Here is an 18,393-nt window from a genome sequence, read left to right as displayed (position 1 = left end):
GCTCTCGGATCACGCCGCTCGACCGTGGCGACCGCCCCATCTCCGGGAGGGGCAAGTCCTCTCCACCCCTTGAGACGGCCGCCCTGGGTGGAAGGGTTGTTGTTCGGATCGGTTCCATGCTCGCCGGAACGGCGGCTTGCGTGCCCTCCCGCCGCGTCCCAAAGGGCGGATTTCCGGCTTTTTTGCATTGCGACATGGCATTTCGGCAAAGCGCTAGTACAGTCTGCAGCACGCACCCCCCTTCCAGCGGCAGGCAGCCCCCAGGCCCTGCGGAAACGGATCGGGGGTTTTATTGGACCGATTTATGGTAGCGCTAACATCTTGGGCCCCTGAAAACGTATGAGCCTTGTGGTTGGACTTGATGTCGGTACCCAGAGCGTCAAGCTGGTGGCGTATGACGCGGCCACGCGTCGCGTGGTTTCCACGCATGGCCACCCGCTCGAGCTGATCGCCGGCGATGACGGCAGTCGCGAGCAGAAGGCCCAGTGGTGGATCGATGCGATCCGTGCCTGCTTTGCGAAGCTCGATGCCAACTCGCGTTCGCGCGTGACGGCAATCGGCGTGTCCGGCCAGCAGCACGGCTTCGTGCCGCTCGATGCCGCGGGCAACGTGCTGGCGCCGGCCAAGCTGTGGTGCGACACGAGCACCCAGGCCGAATGCGACGAGATCATGGATGCCGCCGGTGGCGCCGCGCGCTGTGTGGCTCTGGCAGGCAATCCCATTCTGGCCGGCTATACCGCGTCGAAGTTGCCGTGGACGCGCAAGCATCGTCCCGAGGTCTACGCGCGGCTGGCGACAATCCTGTTGCCGCATGACTACGTGAACTTCTGGCTGACCGGCGAGCGCTGGATGGAATACGGCGACGCGTCCGGCACCGGCTGGCTGGATGTCCGCACGCGGCAATGGTCGCCCGAGCTGCTGGCAGCCACCGACGCGGACCGCAAGCTCATCGACTGCCTGCCGCCCCTGGTCGAGGCGGACGCGAGCTTCCCCATTGCGCCCGCCATCGCGGACGAGCTTGGACTGCCGCGTTCCGTGCGGATCTCGGCCGGCGGCGGCGACAACATGATGGCGGCGATCGGCACCGGCAACGTCGAGCCGGGCGTGTTGAGCATGAGCCTGGGCACGTCGGGCACGCTGTTCGCGTACGCCGATCACCCGGTCGTGGACGACGCGGCGGGCTGGGCGGCGTTCTGTTCCTCCACCGGCGGCTGGCTGCCGCTGATCTGCACGATGAACTGCACGATCGCCACCGAAAGCGTGGCCAAGGCGTTCGGTTTCGGCACGCGCGACGGCGATGCCATGATGGTGGGCACCTCGCCCGGCGCGGGCGGCCTGGTGATGCTGCCGTTCTTGAATGGCGAGCGCACGCCGGACCTGCCGCATGCGCGCGGAAGCCTGCACGGCATGGACCTCAACAACCTCACGCGCGGCAATATCTATCGCGCGGCGATGGAAGGCGCGACCTATGCGTTGCGCAACGGCTACGACGCACTGCTTGCCGCGGGCCTGCGTTTCGATGCGATCCGCCTCACCGGCGGCGGCAGCCACAGCGCCGCGTGGCGACAGATGGTCGCCGACGTGTTCGAGCTGCCGGTGGAAGTGCCGTTGCAGGCCGAAGGCGCCGCGTTCGGCGCCGCGCTGCAGGCGTTGTGGGCGCACGAGCGCGCCCACGGCCGCGATGCGGACCTCGCAGCGATGGCGCGCGAGCACGTGCTGATCGCCCCCGGACTCTCCGTTCGCCCGGATGGCAAGAACGTGGCTGCCTACCAGGCTTCCTATCGCCAATTCCTGCGCCACCTCGACGGCGCCAAGTCCTTCTACGCCAGTCACCCGGCGGGTACCGCCTGACCCCTCGGGCCTGTTGCCTCATCACTCCTCGACCAGGACCACACGATCATGAGCACCCCTTTCATCGGCAAGCGTGAATTCTTCCCCGGCATCGGCCGCATCCCGTTCGAGGGGCTGGGTTCGGACAATCCGCTGGCGTTCAAGCACTACGACGCGAACAAGAAGATCGGCGACAAGACCATGGCTGAGCACCTGCGTTTTGCCGCGTGCTACTGGCACACGTTCTGCAATGCAGGCCATGACCCGTTCGGTCCCGGCACGCGCGTGTTCCCGTGGGATGCCGATGGCGCGCCGCTGGCGCGTGCCGAGGCGAAGCTGGACGCAGCATTCGAGTTCTTCACCAAGCTCGGCGTGCCGTACTACTGCTTCCACGACATCGACATGGCGCCCGACGCCGACGATGTGGGCGAGTACGAGAAGAACCTCAGGCACATGGTCGCGCTGGCCAAGGAGCGCCAGGCCTCCACCGGTGTCAAGCTGCTGTGGGGCACGGCGAACCTGTTCAGCCACCCGCGCTACATGAATGGCGCGGCGACCAATCCGGATTTCGCGGTGGTGGCGCGCGCCGCCGCGCAGATCAAGGCCGCGCTGGACGCCACGGTGGAGCTGGGCGGCGAGAACTACGTATTCTGGGGTGGCCGCGAAGGCTACGCCACGCTGCTCAACACGAACATGAAGCGTGAGCTGGAACACTTCGCTCGCTTCCTCACCATGGCGCGTGACTACGGCCGCAGCATCGGCTTCAAGGGCAACTTCCTGATCGAGCCCAAGCCGATGGAGCCGATGAAGCACCAGTACGACTTCGACTCGGCCACCGTCGCCGGCTTCCTGCAGCAGCATGGCCTGGACAAGGACTTCAAGCTCAACATCGAGGCCAACCACGCCACGCTGTCGGGCCACACCTTCGAGCACGACCTGCAGGTCGCTTCCGACCACGGCCTGCTCGGCAGCATCGATGCCAACCGTGGCAATGCACAGAACGGCTGGGATACCGACCAGTTCCCGAGCGACCTGTACGACACCGTGGGCGCCATGCTGGTCGTGCTGCGCCAGGGCGGCCTCGCACCCGGCGGCCTCAACTTCGACGCCAAGGCGCGTCGCGAGTCCACCGACCTGGACGACTTGTTCATCGCGCACATCGGCGGCATGGACGCGTTCGCGCGCGGCCTGGAAGTGGCGCATGCGCTGCTCAAGCAGTCGCCGCTGGAGCAGTGGCGCGCCGAGCGCTACAGCAGCTTCGACAACGGTCCGGGCCTCGATTTCGCGCAGGGCAAGTTCAACCTGGCGCAGCTGCGCGACCTTGCCGCGAAGAACGGCGAGCCCGCCAAGCGCAGCGGCAAGCAGGAGCGTTACGAGAATCTGCTGAATCAGTACCTGCTGCGCTGATTCGCGAAGCCTGCTTCGCTAGCGTCTGATCTGAGTGGTCGGCAAGCCGCACGGGGATGTGCCTTGCCGACCTTGGGGAGCCGGAAACACGACCATGAGACACCGACAGCATGAACAGCGTAACGCTTGATGGCGCGGTAGCCGCGAGGCATGCGGAAAACACCCGACTCATCGTCCAGATCAGTTGCGTCGCCACGCTCGGCGGCTTCCTGTTCGGGTTCGATAGCGGCGTGATCAATGGCACGGTGGATGGCCTCAAGCAGGCCTTCCAGTCCACCTCGGCGCAGATCGGCTTCGAAGTGGCCTCGATGTTGCTGGGCTGCGCGCTCGGCGCGTTCTTCGCCGGGCGCGTCGCCGACTACTGGGGCCGCCGTTCGGTGCTGATCATCTCCTCCGTGCTGTTCCTGCTGTCGGCGCTGGGCGCCGGCGCAGCGCACAGTGCCGCCTTCTTCGTGTTCGCACGCATCATGGGTGGCTTCGCGGTGGGTGCGGCCAGTGTCATTGCACCGGCCTATATCGCCGAAGTGGCGCCCGCGCGTTATCGCGGCCGGCTCGCCACCGTGCAGCAGATCGCCATCATCAGCGGCCTGTTCAGCGCGTTCCTTAGCAACTTCCTGCTGGCGAAGGCGGCCGGCGCATCCACCGGCGTGCTGTGGCTCGGCCAGGATGCGTGGCGCTGGATGTTCTGGATGCAGGCGTTGCCGTCATCGCTGTTCCTGGTCTCGCTGCTGTTCATCCCCGAAAGCCCGCGCTTCCTGGTCGTGCGCAAGCGCGACGGCGAAGCGAAAGCCGTGCTCGCGCGTCTCTATGGCGAACAGGAAGCCACCAACAAATTCGCCGAGATCGGCGCCTCGCTGGCGCAGGATCGTCATCGTCCCAAGCTGTCCGATCTGCTCGACAAGACGAGTGGCCGTGTGCGTCCCATCGTGTGGGTGGGCATTGGACTCGCCACGTTCCAGCAGCTGGTGGGCATCAACGTGGTGTTCTATTACGGCGCCGTGCTGTGGCAGGCCGTGGGTTTCTCGGAAAACGACGCGCTGTTGATCAACGTGTTCTCCGGCGCGCTGAGCATCGGCGCCTGCCTGATCGCCGTGCTGCTGATCGATCGCGTGGGCCGCAAGCCGCTGCTGTGGATCGGCTCGGTCGGCATGACCGTCACGCTCGCACTGGTCACCTTCGCCTTTGCGCATGCCGGCGTCGATGCCAGCGGCAAGCTCGCGCTGTCGCCGGCGATGGGCACGCTCGCACTGGTGGCGGCCAACGTCTACGTGGCCTTCTTCAACATGTCGTGGGGGCCGGTGATGTGGGTGATGCTGGGCGAGATGTTTCCCAACCAGATCCGCGGCTCGGGCCTGGCGGTGGCGGGCGCCGCGCAATGGACGTCCAACTTCGCCATCACCGTGAGCTTCCCCATTCTCCTGGCGAGCATCGGCCTGGCCGGCGCGTATGGCATCTATGCCGTGGCGGCGGCGATCTCGGTGGTGTTCGTGCTGCGCTACGTGAAGGAAACGCGCGGCAAGGAACTGGAACAGATGGAAGGCTAGTGCGATGCGTGGCGCCAGCCTTCCGCGTCGCCGGCGATCAGCCCTTGGGCTTGGTGCCGGCACCGACGGGCGGCGCCACCGAATCGCGCTTGATCAACTGATGGGCGACCACATGATCGACCACCACTTTCGTTTCAGTGTCCTTGCGGCGGATCGCGCGCTGCAGGATGTCGATGGCCGAATCGGCCATGCTGGCGATCGGCTGGCGCACGGTGGACAGCTCCGGCCACACCGTGGTGGCGGCCGAGGTATCGTCGAAGCCGACGATCGAGAGATCGCGCGGCACGTCGAGTCCGCGCCGGTGCGCCACGGAAATCGCCGCGGCGGCCATGTCGTCGTTGCTGGCGAAGATCGCAGTGGGCGGCTTGCGCAGCGACAGCAGGTGCTCCACCGCCTCCAGGCCGGAGCGATAGGTGAAGTAGCCCTGTTGCACGAGGCTCGCGTCATACGCGATGCCGGCGTCCTTCAGCGCTGCCTGGTAGCCCTCGAAGCGGCGCGCGCTGGCCGTCTGGTTGGGGTGGCCCTTGATGAAGGCAACGCGCGCGTGGCCCATGCGGATCAGGTGCTCGGTGACTTCCTTGCTGGCCAGGTAGTCGTCGATGCGCACGCTGGAAATGTCGTGGTTGAAGCGGCCCGAGGCAATGGCCACCACCGGCACGCCGGCGCTGACCAGCTCTTCGATCACCACCTTCGATTCGCACAGCGGCGGCGGCAGGATCACGCCGGCCACGCTCTTGGCCAGCGCGCGGGCCGCCTTGCGCTCACCACCGGCGTCGAGTTCATCCCAGTCGTCGATGACCAGCTGCGCCGCCGTGCGTGCGGAGCCACGCAGCGCGCCGAGCAGCAGCTCGCGCAGGTAGCCCGCGCTGGGGTTGGTGTAGATCAGCGCGATGCGCGCGTCCTGCGCGGCCGCCAGCGAGCTGGCCGCGAGGTTGGGGATGTAGCCCAGTTCGCGCACCGCCGCCATCACGCGTTCGCGCGTGGCATCGCGCACCTTGCTGTGGCCGTTGACGACACGCGATACCGTCATGGCGGAGACCTTGGCCAGCGCGGCCACGTCGTCGATGGTGACGGCGGCCCCCTTGCGGCGAACCGACTTCCTGCCTGTCTTCTTCAATGCCGTTTTCCTTCGCGCGGAGCTGGTGCGACAAGGCCGGTGCCGTATCGCCCACGACCGTCGCTGTCAGTCCTGATGTCGGTCGGATCTGGAGTGCATTCTTGCATATGTTAGCGATAACTGCCGTGGCGCTTTCTCTACCATTCCGGCCCGCAAAGCATGCAGGAGGCCAACTGACGGCGGCATTTCGAGTGCTTCTGGTCCTCGTGCTGGCCCTGCTCGCAACGGGCCTGGCGCATGCCGAAGACGGCTACGACCTGTGGCTGCGCTATCGGCCCCTGCCCGAGACGCAGGCCGCCGTCTATCGCAGCCATGCCGCACAGCTCGTGTTGCCGGTCGCCACGCCGACCCAGCAGGCGACGCGTGATGAACTGTTGCGTGGCCTGGGCGGACTGCTTGGTCACGCACCCGCCGTGGCGTCGGCCGTGGATCGCGACGGCGCCATCGTGGTGGGCACGCCGGCCTCCTCGCCGGCCGTCGCGGCGCTCAAGCTGGACGTGCGCGCGCTGGGTCGCGATGGCTACCTGATCCGCCACGCCGTCGTGGACGGCCATGCGGTCATCGCCATCGTGGGCCAGGACGACGTGGCCGCGCTGTATGGTGCCTTCCATTTCCTGCGCCTGCTGCAGACGGCGCAATCCATCGATCACCTCGATGTACGCGAGGCCACGCGCATGTCGCTGCGCGTGCTCGACCATTGGGACGACCTCAGCGGTCACGTGGAGCGTGGCTACGCCGGCAACTCGATATGGGACTGGCAGAAGCTGCCCGACTGGCTCGACCCGCGTTACATCGACTACGCGCGCGCCAATGCCTCCATCGGCATCAACGGTACCGTGCTCAACAACGTCAACGCCAACGCCGCGATCCTCACGCCGCTCTATCTGGACAAGGTGAAGGCGCTGGCCGGCGTGTTCCGGCCGTACGGCATCCGCGTCTATCTCAGCGTCAAGTTCAGCGCGCCGATCGAGATCGGCGGCCTGAAGACGGCCGATCCGCTCGACCCTGCGGTGCAGCGTTGGTGGCGGGCGAAGGCGGATGAGATCTACGCGCTCATTCCGGATTTCGGCGGCTTCCTGGTGAAGGCCAACTCCGAAGGCCAGCCCGGCCCGCAGGACTATGGCCGCACGCATGCCGACGGCGCCAACGTGCTGGCCAGTGCGCTGGCATCGCACGGTGGCGTGGTGATGTGGCGCGCTTTCGTCTATTCGCAGCACAACACGGACGATCGCGCCAAGCAGGCCTATACCGAATTCAAACCGCTGGATGGCAAGTTCGCCGCAAACGTCCTGCTGCAGGTGAAGAACGGACCGATCGACTTCCAGCCGCGCGAACCGTTCAACCCGCTGTTCGGCGCGATGCCGAAGACGCCGTTGATGATGGAGTTCCAGATCACCAAGGAATACCTGGGTTTCGCCACGCACCTGGTGTATCTCGGCCCGTTGTTCGAAGAAGTGCTGCGCGCCGACACCCATGCCAAGGGCAACGGGTCGACCGTGGCGAAAGTGATCGATGGCGAACTCGACGGGCACACGCTCACCGGCATCGCCGGCGTCGCCAACATCGGTACCGATCGCGACTGGAACGGCTCGGATTTCAACCAGGCCAACTGGTACGCCTACGGTCGCCTCGCATGGAATCCGCAGCTGTCGTCGCGGGTCATCGCGGAGGAGTGGGTGCGCGCGACCTTCAGCAACGACGAGGCGTTCGTGAAGCGCGTGGTCGACATGATGATGCTGTCGCGTGAAGCGGTGGTCGATTACATGACGCCACTGGGCCTGCATCACCTGATGGGCAAGGGCCATCACTACGGCCCGGCGCCGTGGGACGCCAGCGGTCCGCGCGCCGACTGGACGCCGGTGTACTACCACCGCGCCGACCACGACGGCATCGGCTTCGACCGCAGTCATACCGGCAGCAACGCGGTCGCGCAGTACGCGCCGCCGATCGCGGCCGAGTTCGATGACCTGAAGACGATTCCGGACGCGTACCTGCTGTGGTTCCACCACGTGCCGTGGAGCTATCGCATGCGCTCGGGCCGCACGCTGTGGGACGAACTGGTCATGCATTACACGCAGGGCGTGGATGACGTGAAGCAGATGCGCGCCACCTGGCAGGCGCTGGACGGGCGGATCGATGCCGAGCGTTACCGTAAGGCGGCCGTGTTCCTCGGCATTCAGGAGAAGGAGGCGCAGTGGTGGCGCGATGCCAGCATCGCGTACTTCCAGAGCCTCAACGGGTTGCCGCTGCCGGCCGGCTACGCGCCGCCGCCGCAGCCGCTGTCGTACTACGAGTCGCTATCGTTCCCCTTCGTGCCGGGTTATCGACCATGAGCCATGATGTCTCCATGACGCGCCGCCTCGTCGCGACGTTCGCCGCGTTGTTTCCTCTGGTCGCCTTCGCTGCACAAGCCGACGACACGCTGCTCAACCCGTTGTTCCAGGATCACGCGGTGCTGCAGCGCGAGCATGCGAACCCCGTGTGGGGCCATGCCAAGGCCGGCGAGAAGCTGACGGTCGAATTCGCCGGCAAGCGCATCGACGCGCGCGCCGATGCGCAGGGACGCTGGCAGGCGAAACTGCCGGCGCTCAAGGCCGGTGGTCCCTATGCGCTGAACGTGACGACGGCCAGCGGTGCCTCGCAACGCATCGATGACGTGCTGGTGGGCGACGTATGGCTGTGTTCGGGACAGTCGAACATGGTGCTGCAGGTCAAGCGCGCGCTCGATGCGCGCTCGGAGGTGCAGAACGCCGACAACGACCGCATCCGCATGCTCACGGTCGACAACGTCAGCAGCGTCATGCCGCTGGACGCGATCCCGGCCACCGATCACTGGTTGAAGACCACGCCCGACACCGTCGCCGAGTTCTCTGCCACCTGCTACTTCTTTGCGCGCGAACTGCAGAAGACGCAGGACGTGCCGATGGGCCTGATCGTCTCCGCCTGGGGCGGTTCGCGCATCGAACCGTGGATGAGCATGCGGGCGCTGCGCAAGGTGGGCGGCTTCGACCAGGGGCTCGACCTGCTGGCGATGCACCAGACGGATCCGGCGCAGGCCGGCGAACAATGGAGCCGCCAGTGGCAGGCGTGGTGGCATTCGCGGCCGGGCGTGAGCGAAAGCAATGAGCCGTGGAACCCCGCGCGCGTCGCGCATCAGGGCTGGCAACATGCGCCGCTCGACAAGGGCGCGTGGCAGCGCTGGGGCGTGCCGGAGCTGGCCAACTTCACTGGCACGCTGTGGTATCGCACCACGCTGAAGCTGAGCAAGGCGCAGGCGGAGCAGGCGAACGAGCTGTCGCTGGGTGCGATCAACGAGACCGACCAGACGTGGGTGAACGGTCATTGGATCGGCACCGGTTACGGCGGTGAACGTACCTACAAGCTGCCGCCCGGCACGCTGCACGAGGGTGACAACCTGATCGCCATCAACGTGCTGGGTACCTATCGCGACGACGGCCTGTACGGTCCGGCCGACAAGCGCGCGCTGCGACTGGGCGACGGATCGTCGGTGCCGTTGGGCGACTGGGAATACCAGGTCGTGCCCAGGTCCTACGGCTCGCCGCCGAGCCTGCCGTGGCACCCCACCGCTGGCCTGGCCACGCTGCACAACGGCATGATCGCGCCGCTCGGCGCGTACGGTGTGCGCGGTGCGTTGTGGTACCAGGGCGAATCCAATACAGGCGACGCCGGCAACTACCGCCGGTTGCTCGAAGGATTGCGCGAGGATTTCCGCGCACAGTTCGGCGCGCAGCTGCCCATGCTGATCATCCAGCTGGCCGGCTATGGGCCGGCGCCGACGCACCCCGTGGAAAGCGGCTCGGCCGAAGTGCGCGAGGCGCAGCGTCTTGCCGCGGCGAAGGACGAGCACTCGGGCCTCGCCGTGGCGGTGGATATCGGCGAGCGCACGGACATCCATCCGGCCAACAAGCAGGAACTGGGGCGCCGCCTTGCACGCGCCGCGCGTCACGTAGTGTACGGCGAAGCGTTGCCGCCTTCCGGCCCGGTGGTCGCGAGCGCGCAGCGCGACGGCGACACGGTGACGCTCAGCTTCCGCGATGTCACGGAGCCGATGGTGGCGTACGGCGCGGATCACCCGATCGGCTTCGAACTGTGCGGCGTTCAGGCGAATACCTGCCATTACGCCGATGCCGACACCCATGGCAACCAGGTAGTGCTGCACGCATCGATGCCCGCGGCGTCGATTGCCCGCGTGCGCTACTGCTGGGCCGACAGTCCCATCTGCACCCTCTATGACGGCTCGGGCCTGCCGGCAGGCCCGTTCGAGCTGTCGCTCTCCACGTCTTCCGCTGATCAGGAAAAGCATCCATGAGCACCGCTCCCATCGACCACCAGGGTTCCGCGCGCGACCGCGAGATCGTCGAGGCCAAGGTCATCGTGACCTGCCCGGGCCGCAACTTCGTCACGCTGAAGATCGTGACGCGCTCGGGCGTCACCGGCCTGGGCGACGCCACGCTCAACGGACGCGAACTGGCGGTGGCGTCGTACCTGCAGGACCACGTGGTGCCGAACCTGATCGGACGCGATGCCGGCCGCATCGAGGACATCTGGCAGTTCTTCTACCGCGGCGCGTACTGGCGCCGTGGCCCGGTCACCATGACCGCGATCGCCGCCGTCGACGTCGCGCTGTGGGACATCCTCGGCAAGATGGCCGGCCTGCCGATCTACCAGCTGCTGGGCGGCCGCTCGCGCGAGGGCGCACTGGTGTATGGCCACGCCAACGGCCGCGACATCAGCGAGGCCAGCGACGAGGTGGCACGCTTCAGGGAGATGGGTTTCCTCGCCATCCGCGCGCAGTGCGGCGTGCCGGGGGTGAAGAAGGCCTACGGCATCTCGGTCGGCGGCAAGCCCTACGAGCCGGCCGAAAGCGAGTTGCCCGCCGAAACGGTATGGTCCACGCCGCGCTACCTCGACGTGGTGCCCAAGCTGTTCGAGCGCCTGCGCGCCGACCATGGCGACGACGTGGAACTGCTGCACGACGTGCACCATCGCCTCACGCCGATCGAGGCTGCCCGCCTGGCACGCAGCCTGGAGCCGTATCGCCTGTTCTGGCTGGAAGACAGCACGCCGGCGGAGAACCAGAAATCCTTCGAGCTGATTCGCCAGCATTCGGTGACGCCGCTGGCGGTAGGCGAGGTGTTCAACTCGATCTGGGACTGCAAGCACCTGATCGAGAACCAGCTGATCGATTACATCCGCACCACCATCGTGCATGGCGGCGGCATCACGCACTTGCGTCGTCTGGCGGATTTCGCCGCGCTTCACCAGGTGCGCACGGGCTTCCACGGCGCCACCGACCTCTCGCCCGTCTGCATGGGTGCCGCGCTGCACTTCGACACGTGGGTGCCGAATTTCGGCATCCAGGAGTACATGTTCCACTCCGACGAGGCGAACGAAGTCTTCCCGCACGACTATGAATTCCGCGCCGGCCGCCTGCATTGCGGCGAGAGCGCCGGCCACGGCGTCACCATCGACGAGAAGCTCGCCGCTCGCTACCCGTATGCGCCCAAGCAGCTGCCGATCGCGCGGCTGGAAGACGGCGCGATGTGGGATTGGTGAGCACGATGCGCCGCGTTCTTCGTGGTGTCGCGTTTGGGCTGGCCCTGGTGCTGGGGGCGGCGGTGCATGCGCAGGAGCCGGTATTGTTCGACTGGTTCGAATACCGCGGCCACGACGCTGCGTTCGAACAGCCGCTGCCGCCGGGCCACTACTACAACCCGGTGTTGACCGGCTTCAGCCCCGACCCCAGCATCGTGCGCGTCGGCGAGCACTATTATCTGGTGAATTCCAGCTTCGCGTATTTCCCCGGCCTTCCGGTGTACGAGAGTCGCGACCTCGTTCACTGGGCGCTGATCGGCCATGTCATCGACCGACCGTCGCAGGTGAAGCTGGACGGCCAGGGCATGTCGCGTGGCCTGTATGCGCCGGCCATCACGCATCACGACGGCACGTTCTATGTGATCAACACCTCCGTGGACAGCGGCGGCAATTTCATCGCCACCGCGACGAATCCGGCAGGGCCGTGGTCCGATCCGGTGTGGCTGCCGGCGCTCGCCGGCGGCATCGATCCGTCGTTGTTCTTCGATGACGACGGCAAGGCCTACGTCGTCAACAACGGGGTGCCTGAAGGCGGCTCGCGCTACGACGGCCATCGCGCGATCTGGATGCAGCAGTTCGACGTGGCGCGGCATGCGTTGACGGGGCCTCGTCGGGTGCTGCTCGATGGCGGTGTCGATCCGGCGAAGAAGCCCATCTGGATCGAAGGGCCGCATGTCTACAAGCGCGATGGCTGGTATTACCTGATGTGCGCCGAAGGTGGCACCGGTCCGCAGCATTCGGAAGTGGTGCTGCGCAGCCGCGCGGTGTGGGGACCGTACGTGCCGTACGAGGGCAATCCCATCCTGACCCAGCGCGATCTGCCTGCCGACCGCGCCCAGCCCATCGTCAACGCCGGTCACGCCGACCTGGTCGAAGGGCAGGATGGCAGCTGGTGGGCGGTGTTTCTCGCGAGTCGGGCGTATGACCGCGTGCACTACAACACCGGGCGCGAAACCTTTCTTTTGCCCGTGACGTGGAAGGACGGCTGGCCGTCCATCCTTCCAGCGGGCAAGGCCATACCACAGGTGGTGCAGGGCCCATCCTTTCTCGCAGCGGGCTCGCAGGCACCGCATAGCGGCAACTTCACCTGGCGCGACGAGTTCGACAAGCCCGCACTGGATGCCTCCTGGCAGTTCGTCCGCACGCCGTCCAAGCCATGGGCGGACCTGCGCTCGCATCCAGGCCAGCTGGCGATCGAACCGCAGGCGCAGGACCTCGATACGCTGCACAACCCATCCTTCCTGGCCCATGCACAGCAGCATCTGGCGTTCGATGCCAGCACCGAGCTGGTCGTGCCGGCGCAGGATGGCGTCGAGGCGGGCATCGCTGCGTTCCAGAACGAGCACTACTGGTATGCCTTCGGCGTGCACCGCGCGGGCGGAAAATACCTGCTCACGGTGCGTCTCCATCGCGGTGCGGCCAGCGAGCTCATGGGTACTGCCGCGTTCGACAAGGCGCCCACGCATCTGCAATTGAAGATCAGCGGAGACGCCGGACGCTACGACTTTGCCTACAACGAAGGCTCGGGGTGGAAGCTGATGGTGCGCGGCGCCGATGGCAGCCTGCTCAGCACCGATGTCGCCGGTGGTTTTGTCGGCGCCACGCTGGGACCGTACGCGCGCCTGCTGGACACGCCTTGAAAGGAACGGAATGAAGATGACGATGACGACATACAGGCGCAAGGCGCTACCGGCCATGGCAGTGGCGTTACTGGTGGCGCTCGGCACGTCGTCGTGCGCGCCGCACGCGGGCGGCACGAAGCAGGCGACGAGCGCGACGCCGGTATACCTCGATCTTCATCGCAGCTTCGAGGATCGCGCCGCCGATCTCGTTTCGCGCATGACGCTGGAGGAGAAGGTCGCGCAGATGCAGAACAACGCGCCGGCCATTCCGCGCCTGGGTGTGGCCGCCTACGAATGGTGGAACGAGGGCCTGCACGGCGTGGCGCGCGCCGGCGGCGCCACGGTGTTTCCGCAGGCGATCGGCCTGGCCGCCACCTTCGACACCGCGCTGATGGGACAGGTGGCCACCGCCGTCAGCGACGAGGCACGCGCGAAGCACCAGGAATTCCTGCGCCACGACATGCACGGCCGCTACGAAGGCCTGACGTTCTGGTCGCCCAACATCAACATCTTCCGCGATCCGCGCTGGGGACGTGGCCAGGAGACCTACGGCGAAGACCCGTTCCTCACTTCGCGCATGGGCGTGGCCTTCGTGCACGGCATGCAGGGCGACGACCCGACTTATCGCAAGCTCGACGCCACGGCGAAGCATTTCGCCGTGCACAGCGGACCGGAATCGGAGCGCCATCACTTCGACGTGCACCCGAGCGAGCGCGACCTGCACGATACCTATCTGCCCGCGTTCCAGGCGCTGGTGCAGGAAGGCCACGTCGACGCGGTGATGGGCGCATACAACCGCGTGAACGGCGAATCCGCCTCGGCCAGCCCGCGCCTGTTGGGAGAGATCCTGCGCAAGGACTGGGGCTTCAAGGGCTATGTGGTATCCGACTGCGACTCGGTCGATGACATCTTCGCGCGGCACAAGATGGTGGCGACCGCCGAAGAAGCGTCCGCGCTGGCGGTGAAGAACGGTGACGACCTCAATTGCGGCCACACCTACGCCGCACTGGTCAACGCAGTGCACCAGGGCCTGGTCAGCGAAGCGGACATCGACATCTCGCTCAAGCGCCTGATGCTGGCACGCATGCGCTTGGGGATGTTCGATCCGCCCGAGCGCGTGCGCTGGGCGCTGATTCCGTACTCGGTCAACCAGTCGGCCGAACATGACGCACTGGCGCGCCGCGCAGCGGAGGCGTCGATCGTGTTGCTCAAGAACGATGGCATCCTGCCGCTGTCGCGCGAACTCAGGCACGTGGCTGTGATCGGTCCCACCGCCGACGACGTCACCGCGCTGCTGGGCAACTACCACGGCACGCCGGCGGACCCGGTGACCATCCTGCAGGGCATTCGCGAGGCCTTGCCGCAGGCGGAAGTGACCTATGCCCACGGCGCCTCGCTGGTGCAGGGTTTCGATGGCCAGGGCACGGCGGCGCTGATCGAGTCGCGCTACCTGCGTCCTGCTGCGGATGCTGTCGAGCACGGCCTCCAGGCCGAGTATTTCCGCGGTAACGACTTTGCCTCGACGCCGGTGCTCACGCGCGTCGATCCAAAGATCGGCTTCCAGTGGGACCACGGCACGCCCACCGATGACTTGATCATGCGCGGCGAACTGCCGTCGGATCATGCGTTGGCGATTCATGAATTCAGCGTGCGCTGGCGTGGCCAGCTGCTTCCGCCGGTGTCCGGCCGCTACGAATTGAGCGCACCGGCCAGCGATGGCTATCGCCTGTACGTGGATGGACGCCTGGTGCTCGACGCCTGGAGCGGCGACGCCACCGCCGAGCGCCCCCGCAGCGCTTTCGTGGATCTCAAGGCCGACAAGCCTTATGACGTGCGCCTGGAGTACGCCAACAACAACCAGAACCACGAGGTGCGCCTCGCCTGGCGCCTCCCGGGCGCCAAGCCGCCGCTGGAAGAAGCCTTGGAGGCGGCTCGCCGTGCGGACGTGGTGATCTACGTCGGCGGCCTCAACAGCAACGTGGAAGGCGAGGAGATGAAGGTGAACTACCCCGGCTTCGCCGGAGGTGATCGCACCGACCTGCGCCTGCCTGCCACGCAGGAAAAACTGCTCGAAGCGCTGCACCGTACCGGCAAGCCCGTGGTGATGGTGCTCACCTCCGGTTCGGCCCTGGCGATCGACTGGGCCAAGCAGCATGTGCCCGGTATCGTGTTGGCCTGGTATCCCGGCCAGCGCGGCGGCAACGCGGTGGCCGACGTGCTGTTCGGCGCGGCGAACCCCGCCGGCCGACTGCCGGTCACCTTCTACAAGGCCAGCGAAAAACTGCCAGCGTTCGACAACTACGACATGCGCGGCCGTACCTACCGCTATTTCGAAGGCACGCCGCTGTATCCGTTCGGCTACGGCCTGTCCTACACCAGCTTCGGCTACTCGGACCTTGCGATTGATCGCGACAGCATCGCGCGCGATGGCAGCATGCACGTGACGCTGAAGGTAAAGAACACCGGCCGTCGCGCGGGCGACGAAGTGGTGCAGCTCTATCTGCGCCCGTTGCAGGCGAAGGACACACAGGCGCAGAAGGATCTGCGCGGCTTCCAGCGCATCGCGTTGCAGCCGGGCGAAGAGCGCGAGGTCCGCTTCACCGTGTCGGCGACGAAGGATCTGCGCTATTACGATGAGCAACAGCATGCCGACGCCGTGGCACCCGGTCGTTATGAAGTGCAGGTCGGCGCCTCCAGCACCGACATCCGCGCCACCAGGACATTCACGGTGACGCCGTGAGGACCTTCGCATGAGCCACCCTTCTCCACGTGCACGCATCGTCTGCTTCGGCGAGCTGCTGCTGCGGTTGTCGCCGTCCGGCCAGGAGCTGCTGTTGCAGTCGCCACGCCTCGATGCCCGCTTCGGCGGCGCGGAAGCCAACGTCGCGTGCTCGCTCGCCATCCTTGGCCACGACAGTGCCATGGTCAGCACCTTGCCCGACAACGCCATCGGCCACGCCGCCGCAGGCGAGCTGCGCCGGCATGGCGTGGATACCTCGCGCATGCGCCATGCGGACGGCCGCATGGGTCTGTATTTCCTCACGCCCGGCGCGATGCAGCGACCCACCGACGTGCTGTACGACCGCGAGGGCTCGGTGTTCTCGCAGGCCACGGCGGAAAGCTACCACTGGCCGCGGCAGTTGGAGGGCGCGCAATGGCTGCACCTGTCGGGCATCAATCTCGCGCTCAACGACGTCACCGCCGAGGCCGCGCTGGCTGCCGTGCGCGCGGCGCGCGACAAGGGCGTGCGTGTTTCCTTCGACTGCAACTACCGCAGCAAGCTGTGGGGATCGCGTGCGGCGAAGGCGCCGGCACTGCTGCGCGAAGTGATCGACCATGCCGAACTGATGTTCGGCAACGACCGTGACGTGGCGCTGGTGCTCGGTGCGGCGTTCACGCAGGACGACGCCGGCGAGCGCTTCGCCGCCGCGGCCGCCGCCGCGTTCGACGCCTGGCCGAGCCTTCGCCGCCTGGTGGCGACCGCGCGTCTGCACAGCACCGTGGATGACCATCAGCTGTCCGGCATGTTGGCGCGGCGCGATCGCGTGCTGCACACGGCGCCGCATACGCTCACCGGCATCGTCGATCGCATTGGTGGCGGCGACGCGTTCGCTGCGGGCTTCCTGCATGGCCTGCTGCGCGACATGAGCGACGAGGCGGCACTCGACTTCGCGATGGCCGCCACCTGCCTCAAGCATTCCATTCCCGGCGACGTGAACCTGTCGCGCGAGGCGGATATCCACGCCTATCTCGCGCAGGACGGTTTCGAGGTGAAGCGTTGATGATGGTGGATTCGGTTCTCAAGCGGCTTTCCAAGCGCGCATTGGCAGAGCTGCCTGCATCGGTGGCGACCCCGGCTTACGCGCTGGACGAGGTCCGCATCGGCGTCGTGCACATCGGCGCCGGGGCGTTCCACCGCGCGCACCAGGCGGTGTATCTCGACGACCTGCTGGCACGTTTTCCAGACTGGGCCATCTGTGGCGTATCCCTGCACAGCAGCGAAGCGCGCGACATGCTGCGCCCGCAGGACGGCCTCTACGCCTTGTCGCTGCTGGGTCGCGAGAATCACCTGCGCGTGATCGGTTCGGTACGCGAATGGCTGTGCGCGCGCGACGAAGGCGCGGCCGTGCTCGCGCGGCTTGCCGATCCGCAGGTAAAGCTGGTGACGCTGACCATTACCGAGAAGGGCTACTGCCTGGCGGGTGCCGACCTGGATGCGCATCATCCGGACATCGTCCACGACCTGGCTGCGCCACAAACGCCGCGCAGCGCGATCGGCTATCTTGTGGAGGGCCTGCGCCTGCGTCGCGCGCGGGGCGTTTTACCTTATACCGTGCTCAGCTGCGACAACTTGGCCGACAACGGACATCGCCTGCGCCGCGCGCTGCTGCAGTACGCGCGGCGCCTCGATGGTGCGCTGGCCGACTGGATCGACGTGCACGTCGCGTTTCCCTGCTCGATGGTGGACAGCATCACGCCAGCCACCGACGACGCGCTGCGTGAGCGCGTGCAGCACGAGCTGGTCGTGACGGACGCGTGGCCCATCCAGCGTGAAACCTATACCCAATGGGTGGTCGAGGATCGCTTCTGCAACGACCGCCCGCCGCTGGAGCTGGCCGGCGTCACGCTGAGCCAGGACATCGCCGGCTACGACCGCGCCAAGCTGCGGCTGCTGAATGGCGCGCATTCGTCGCTGGCCTATCTCGGCTCGCTGATGGAGATCGACAGCGTGGGCGAGGCAATGGCCGAACCCGCGCTGGCCGCGTTCGTCGAACGTTTGATGCGCGAGCACATCGCCCCGGTCATCGCCTTGCCGCAAGGCCTCGATGCGCCTAGCTACATCGACGCGATCCTCGAGCGCTTCCGCAACCCGGCCATTCGTCACCGGCTCTCCCAGATCGCATGGGATGGATCGCAGAAGTTGCCCGTGCGCCTGCTCAGCACCATCGGCGAGGCGCTCGCGCAGGAGCGGAGCATCGCGCCCCTGTGCGTGCCCGTGGCGGCCTGGATGCATTTCGTGCGGCGGCAGGCGCACCGCGGGGTCGCGCTGGTCGATCCGTTGAACGACACGCTGTCGGCAGTGGGGCGTTCGTGCCATGGCGACCCCGAAACCGATGTACCCGTCTTCCTCGCACTGGATGCGGTCTTTGCACCGCTCTCGGGCGATGAACGATTCCGTGCATGGCTGTTGCGTGCCTATGGCGCGCTGGGCGACGCCAGGCCGGCGACGGTGGCGCGCGTGCTGAAAGCGTTCTAG

The 18,393-nt window shown here is 66.7% G+C and carries 11 protein-coding genes; 10 read left to right on the top strand and 1 reads right to left on the bottom strand.

The window, feature by feature from the left end; genetic code table 11:
* The first annotated feature begins 339 nt into the window (after positions 1-339).
* From xylB to CA260_RS20000, 3 genes are all read left to right on the top strand, one after another.
* Positions 340-1,851 (top strand): xylulokinase, encoded by a 1,512-nt coding sequence (xylB, locus tag CA260_RS20010; RefSeq protein WP_111984821.1) that lies wholly within the window; start codon positions 340-342, stop codon positions 1,849-1,851.
* A 48-nt stretch (positions 1,852-1,899) separates the two neighbouring features.
* The gene (xylA, locus tag CA260_RS20005) at positions 1,900-3,237 is read left to right on the top strand and encodes a xylose isomerase (protein ID WP_111984820.1); all 1,338 of its coding nucleotides are present in this window, start codon (positions 1,900-1,902) and stop codon (positions 3,235-3,237) included.
* Positions 3,238-3,347: 110 nt separating this feature from the next.
* A complete protein-coding gene (locus CA260_RS20000) occupies positions 3,348-4,781 on the top strand; it encodes a sugar porter family MFS transporter (protein WP_111984819.1) in 1,434 nt (477 codons plus the stop codon).
* Positions 4,782-4,818: 37 nt separating this feature from the next.
* Here the strand turns inward: CA260_RS20000 and CA260_RS19995 are convergent, their stop codons facing one another.
* Entirely contained in the window at positions 4,819-5,898 is a 1,080-nt protein-coding gene (locus CA260_RS19995) for a LacI family DNA-binding transcriptional regulator (RefSeq protein WP_111984818.1), read from the bottom strand.
* Positions 5,899-6,089: 191 nt separating this feature from the next.
* Between CA260_RS19995 and CA260_RS19990 the strand changes: the two genes are divergently transcribed.
* Genes CA260_RS19990 through CA260_RS19960 form a run of 7 tightly spaced genes read left to right on the top strand, consistent with a single transcriptional unit; the run spans position 6,090 to position 18,393 of the window.
* Positions 6,090-8,231 carry an alpha-glucuronidase family glycosyl hydrolase gene (locus CA260_RS19990; RefSeq protein WP_238149856.1) on the top strand — a complete coding sequence of 714 codons (2,142 nt, stop codon included), beginning with the start codon at positions 6,090-6,092 and terminating at the stop codon, positions 8,229-8,231.
* Complete coding sequence (locus CA260_RS19985) at positions 8,228-10,228, top strand: sialate O-acetylesterase (protein WP_238149855.1); 2,001 nt, start codon at positions 8,228-8,230, stop codon at positions 10,226-10,228. Before CA260_RS19990 ends, CA260_RS19985 begins: the two co-directional genes overlap by 4 nt.
* On the top strand, positions 10,225-11,475 hold the full coding sequence (gene manD / locus CA260_RS19980; RefSeq protein WP_111984815.1) for a D-mannonate dehydratase ManD: 1,251 nt from the start codon (positions 10,225-10,227) through the stop codon (positions 11,473-11,475). Before CA260_RS19985 ends, manD begins: the two co-directional genes overlap by 4 nt.
* Positions 11,476-11,480: 5 nt before the next feature.
* A complete protein-coding gene (locus CA260_RS19975; RefSeq protein WP_111984878.1) occupies positions 11,481-13,154 on the top strand; it encodes a glycoside hydrolase family 43 protein in 1,674 nt (557 codons plus the stop codon).
* Between the two features lie 22 nt (positions 13,155-13,176).
* Positions 13,177-15,876: a glycoside hydrolase family 3 protein gene (locus CA260_RS19970; protein ID WP_172461936.1), complete on the top strand. Its 2,700-nt coding sequence runs from the start codon at positions 13,177-13,179 to the stop codon at positions 15,874-15,876.
* A gap of 10 nt (positions 15,877-15,886) precedes the next feature.
* Positions 15,887-16,918 (top strand): sugar kinase, encoded by a 1,032-nt coding sequence (locus CA260_RS19965; protein ID WP_111984814.1) that lies wholly within the window; start codon positions 15,887-15,889, stop codon positions 16,916-16,918.
* The gene (locus CA260_RS19960; RefSeq protein ID WP_425479757.1) at positions 16,918-18,393 is read left to right on the top strand and encodes a mannitol dehydrogenase family protein; all 1,476 of its coding nucleotides are present in this window, start codon (positions 16,918-16,920) and stop codon (positions 18,391-18,393) included. The genes CA260_RS19965 and CA260_RS19960 overlap by 1 nt, the downstream gene beginning before the upstream one ends.

This window comes from Dyella jiangningensis (assembly GCF_003264855.1).
GTDB lineage: Bacteria > Pseudomonadota > Gammaproteobacteria > Xanthomonadales > Rhodanobacteraceae > Dyella > Dyella jiangningensis_C.
The sequence above is the reverse complement of the archived record's forward strand: the minus strand, read 5'-3'. Positions and strand labels throughout refer to the sequence as shown.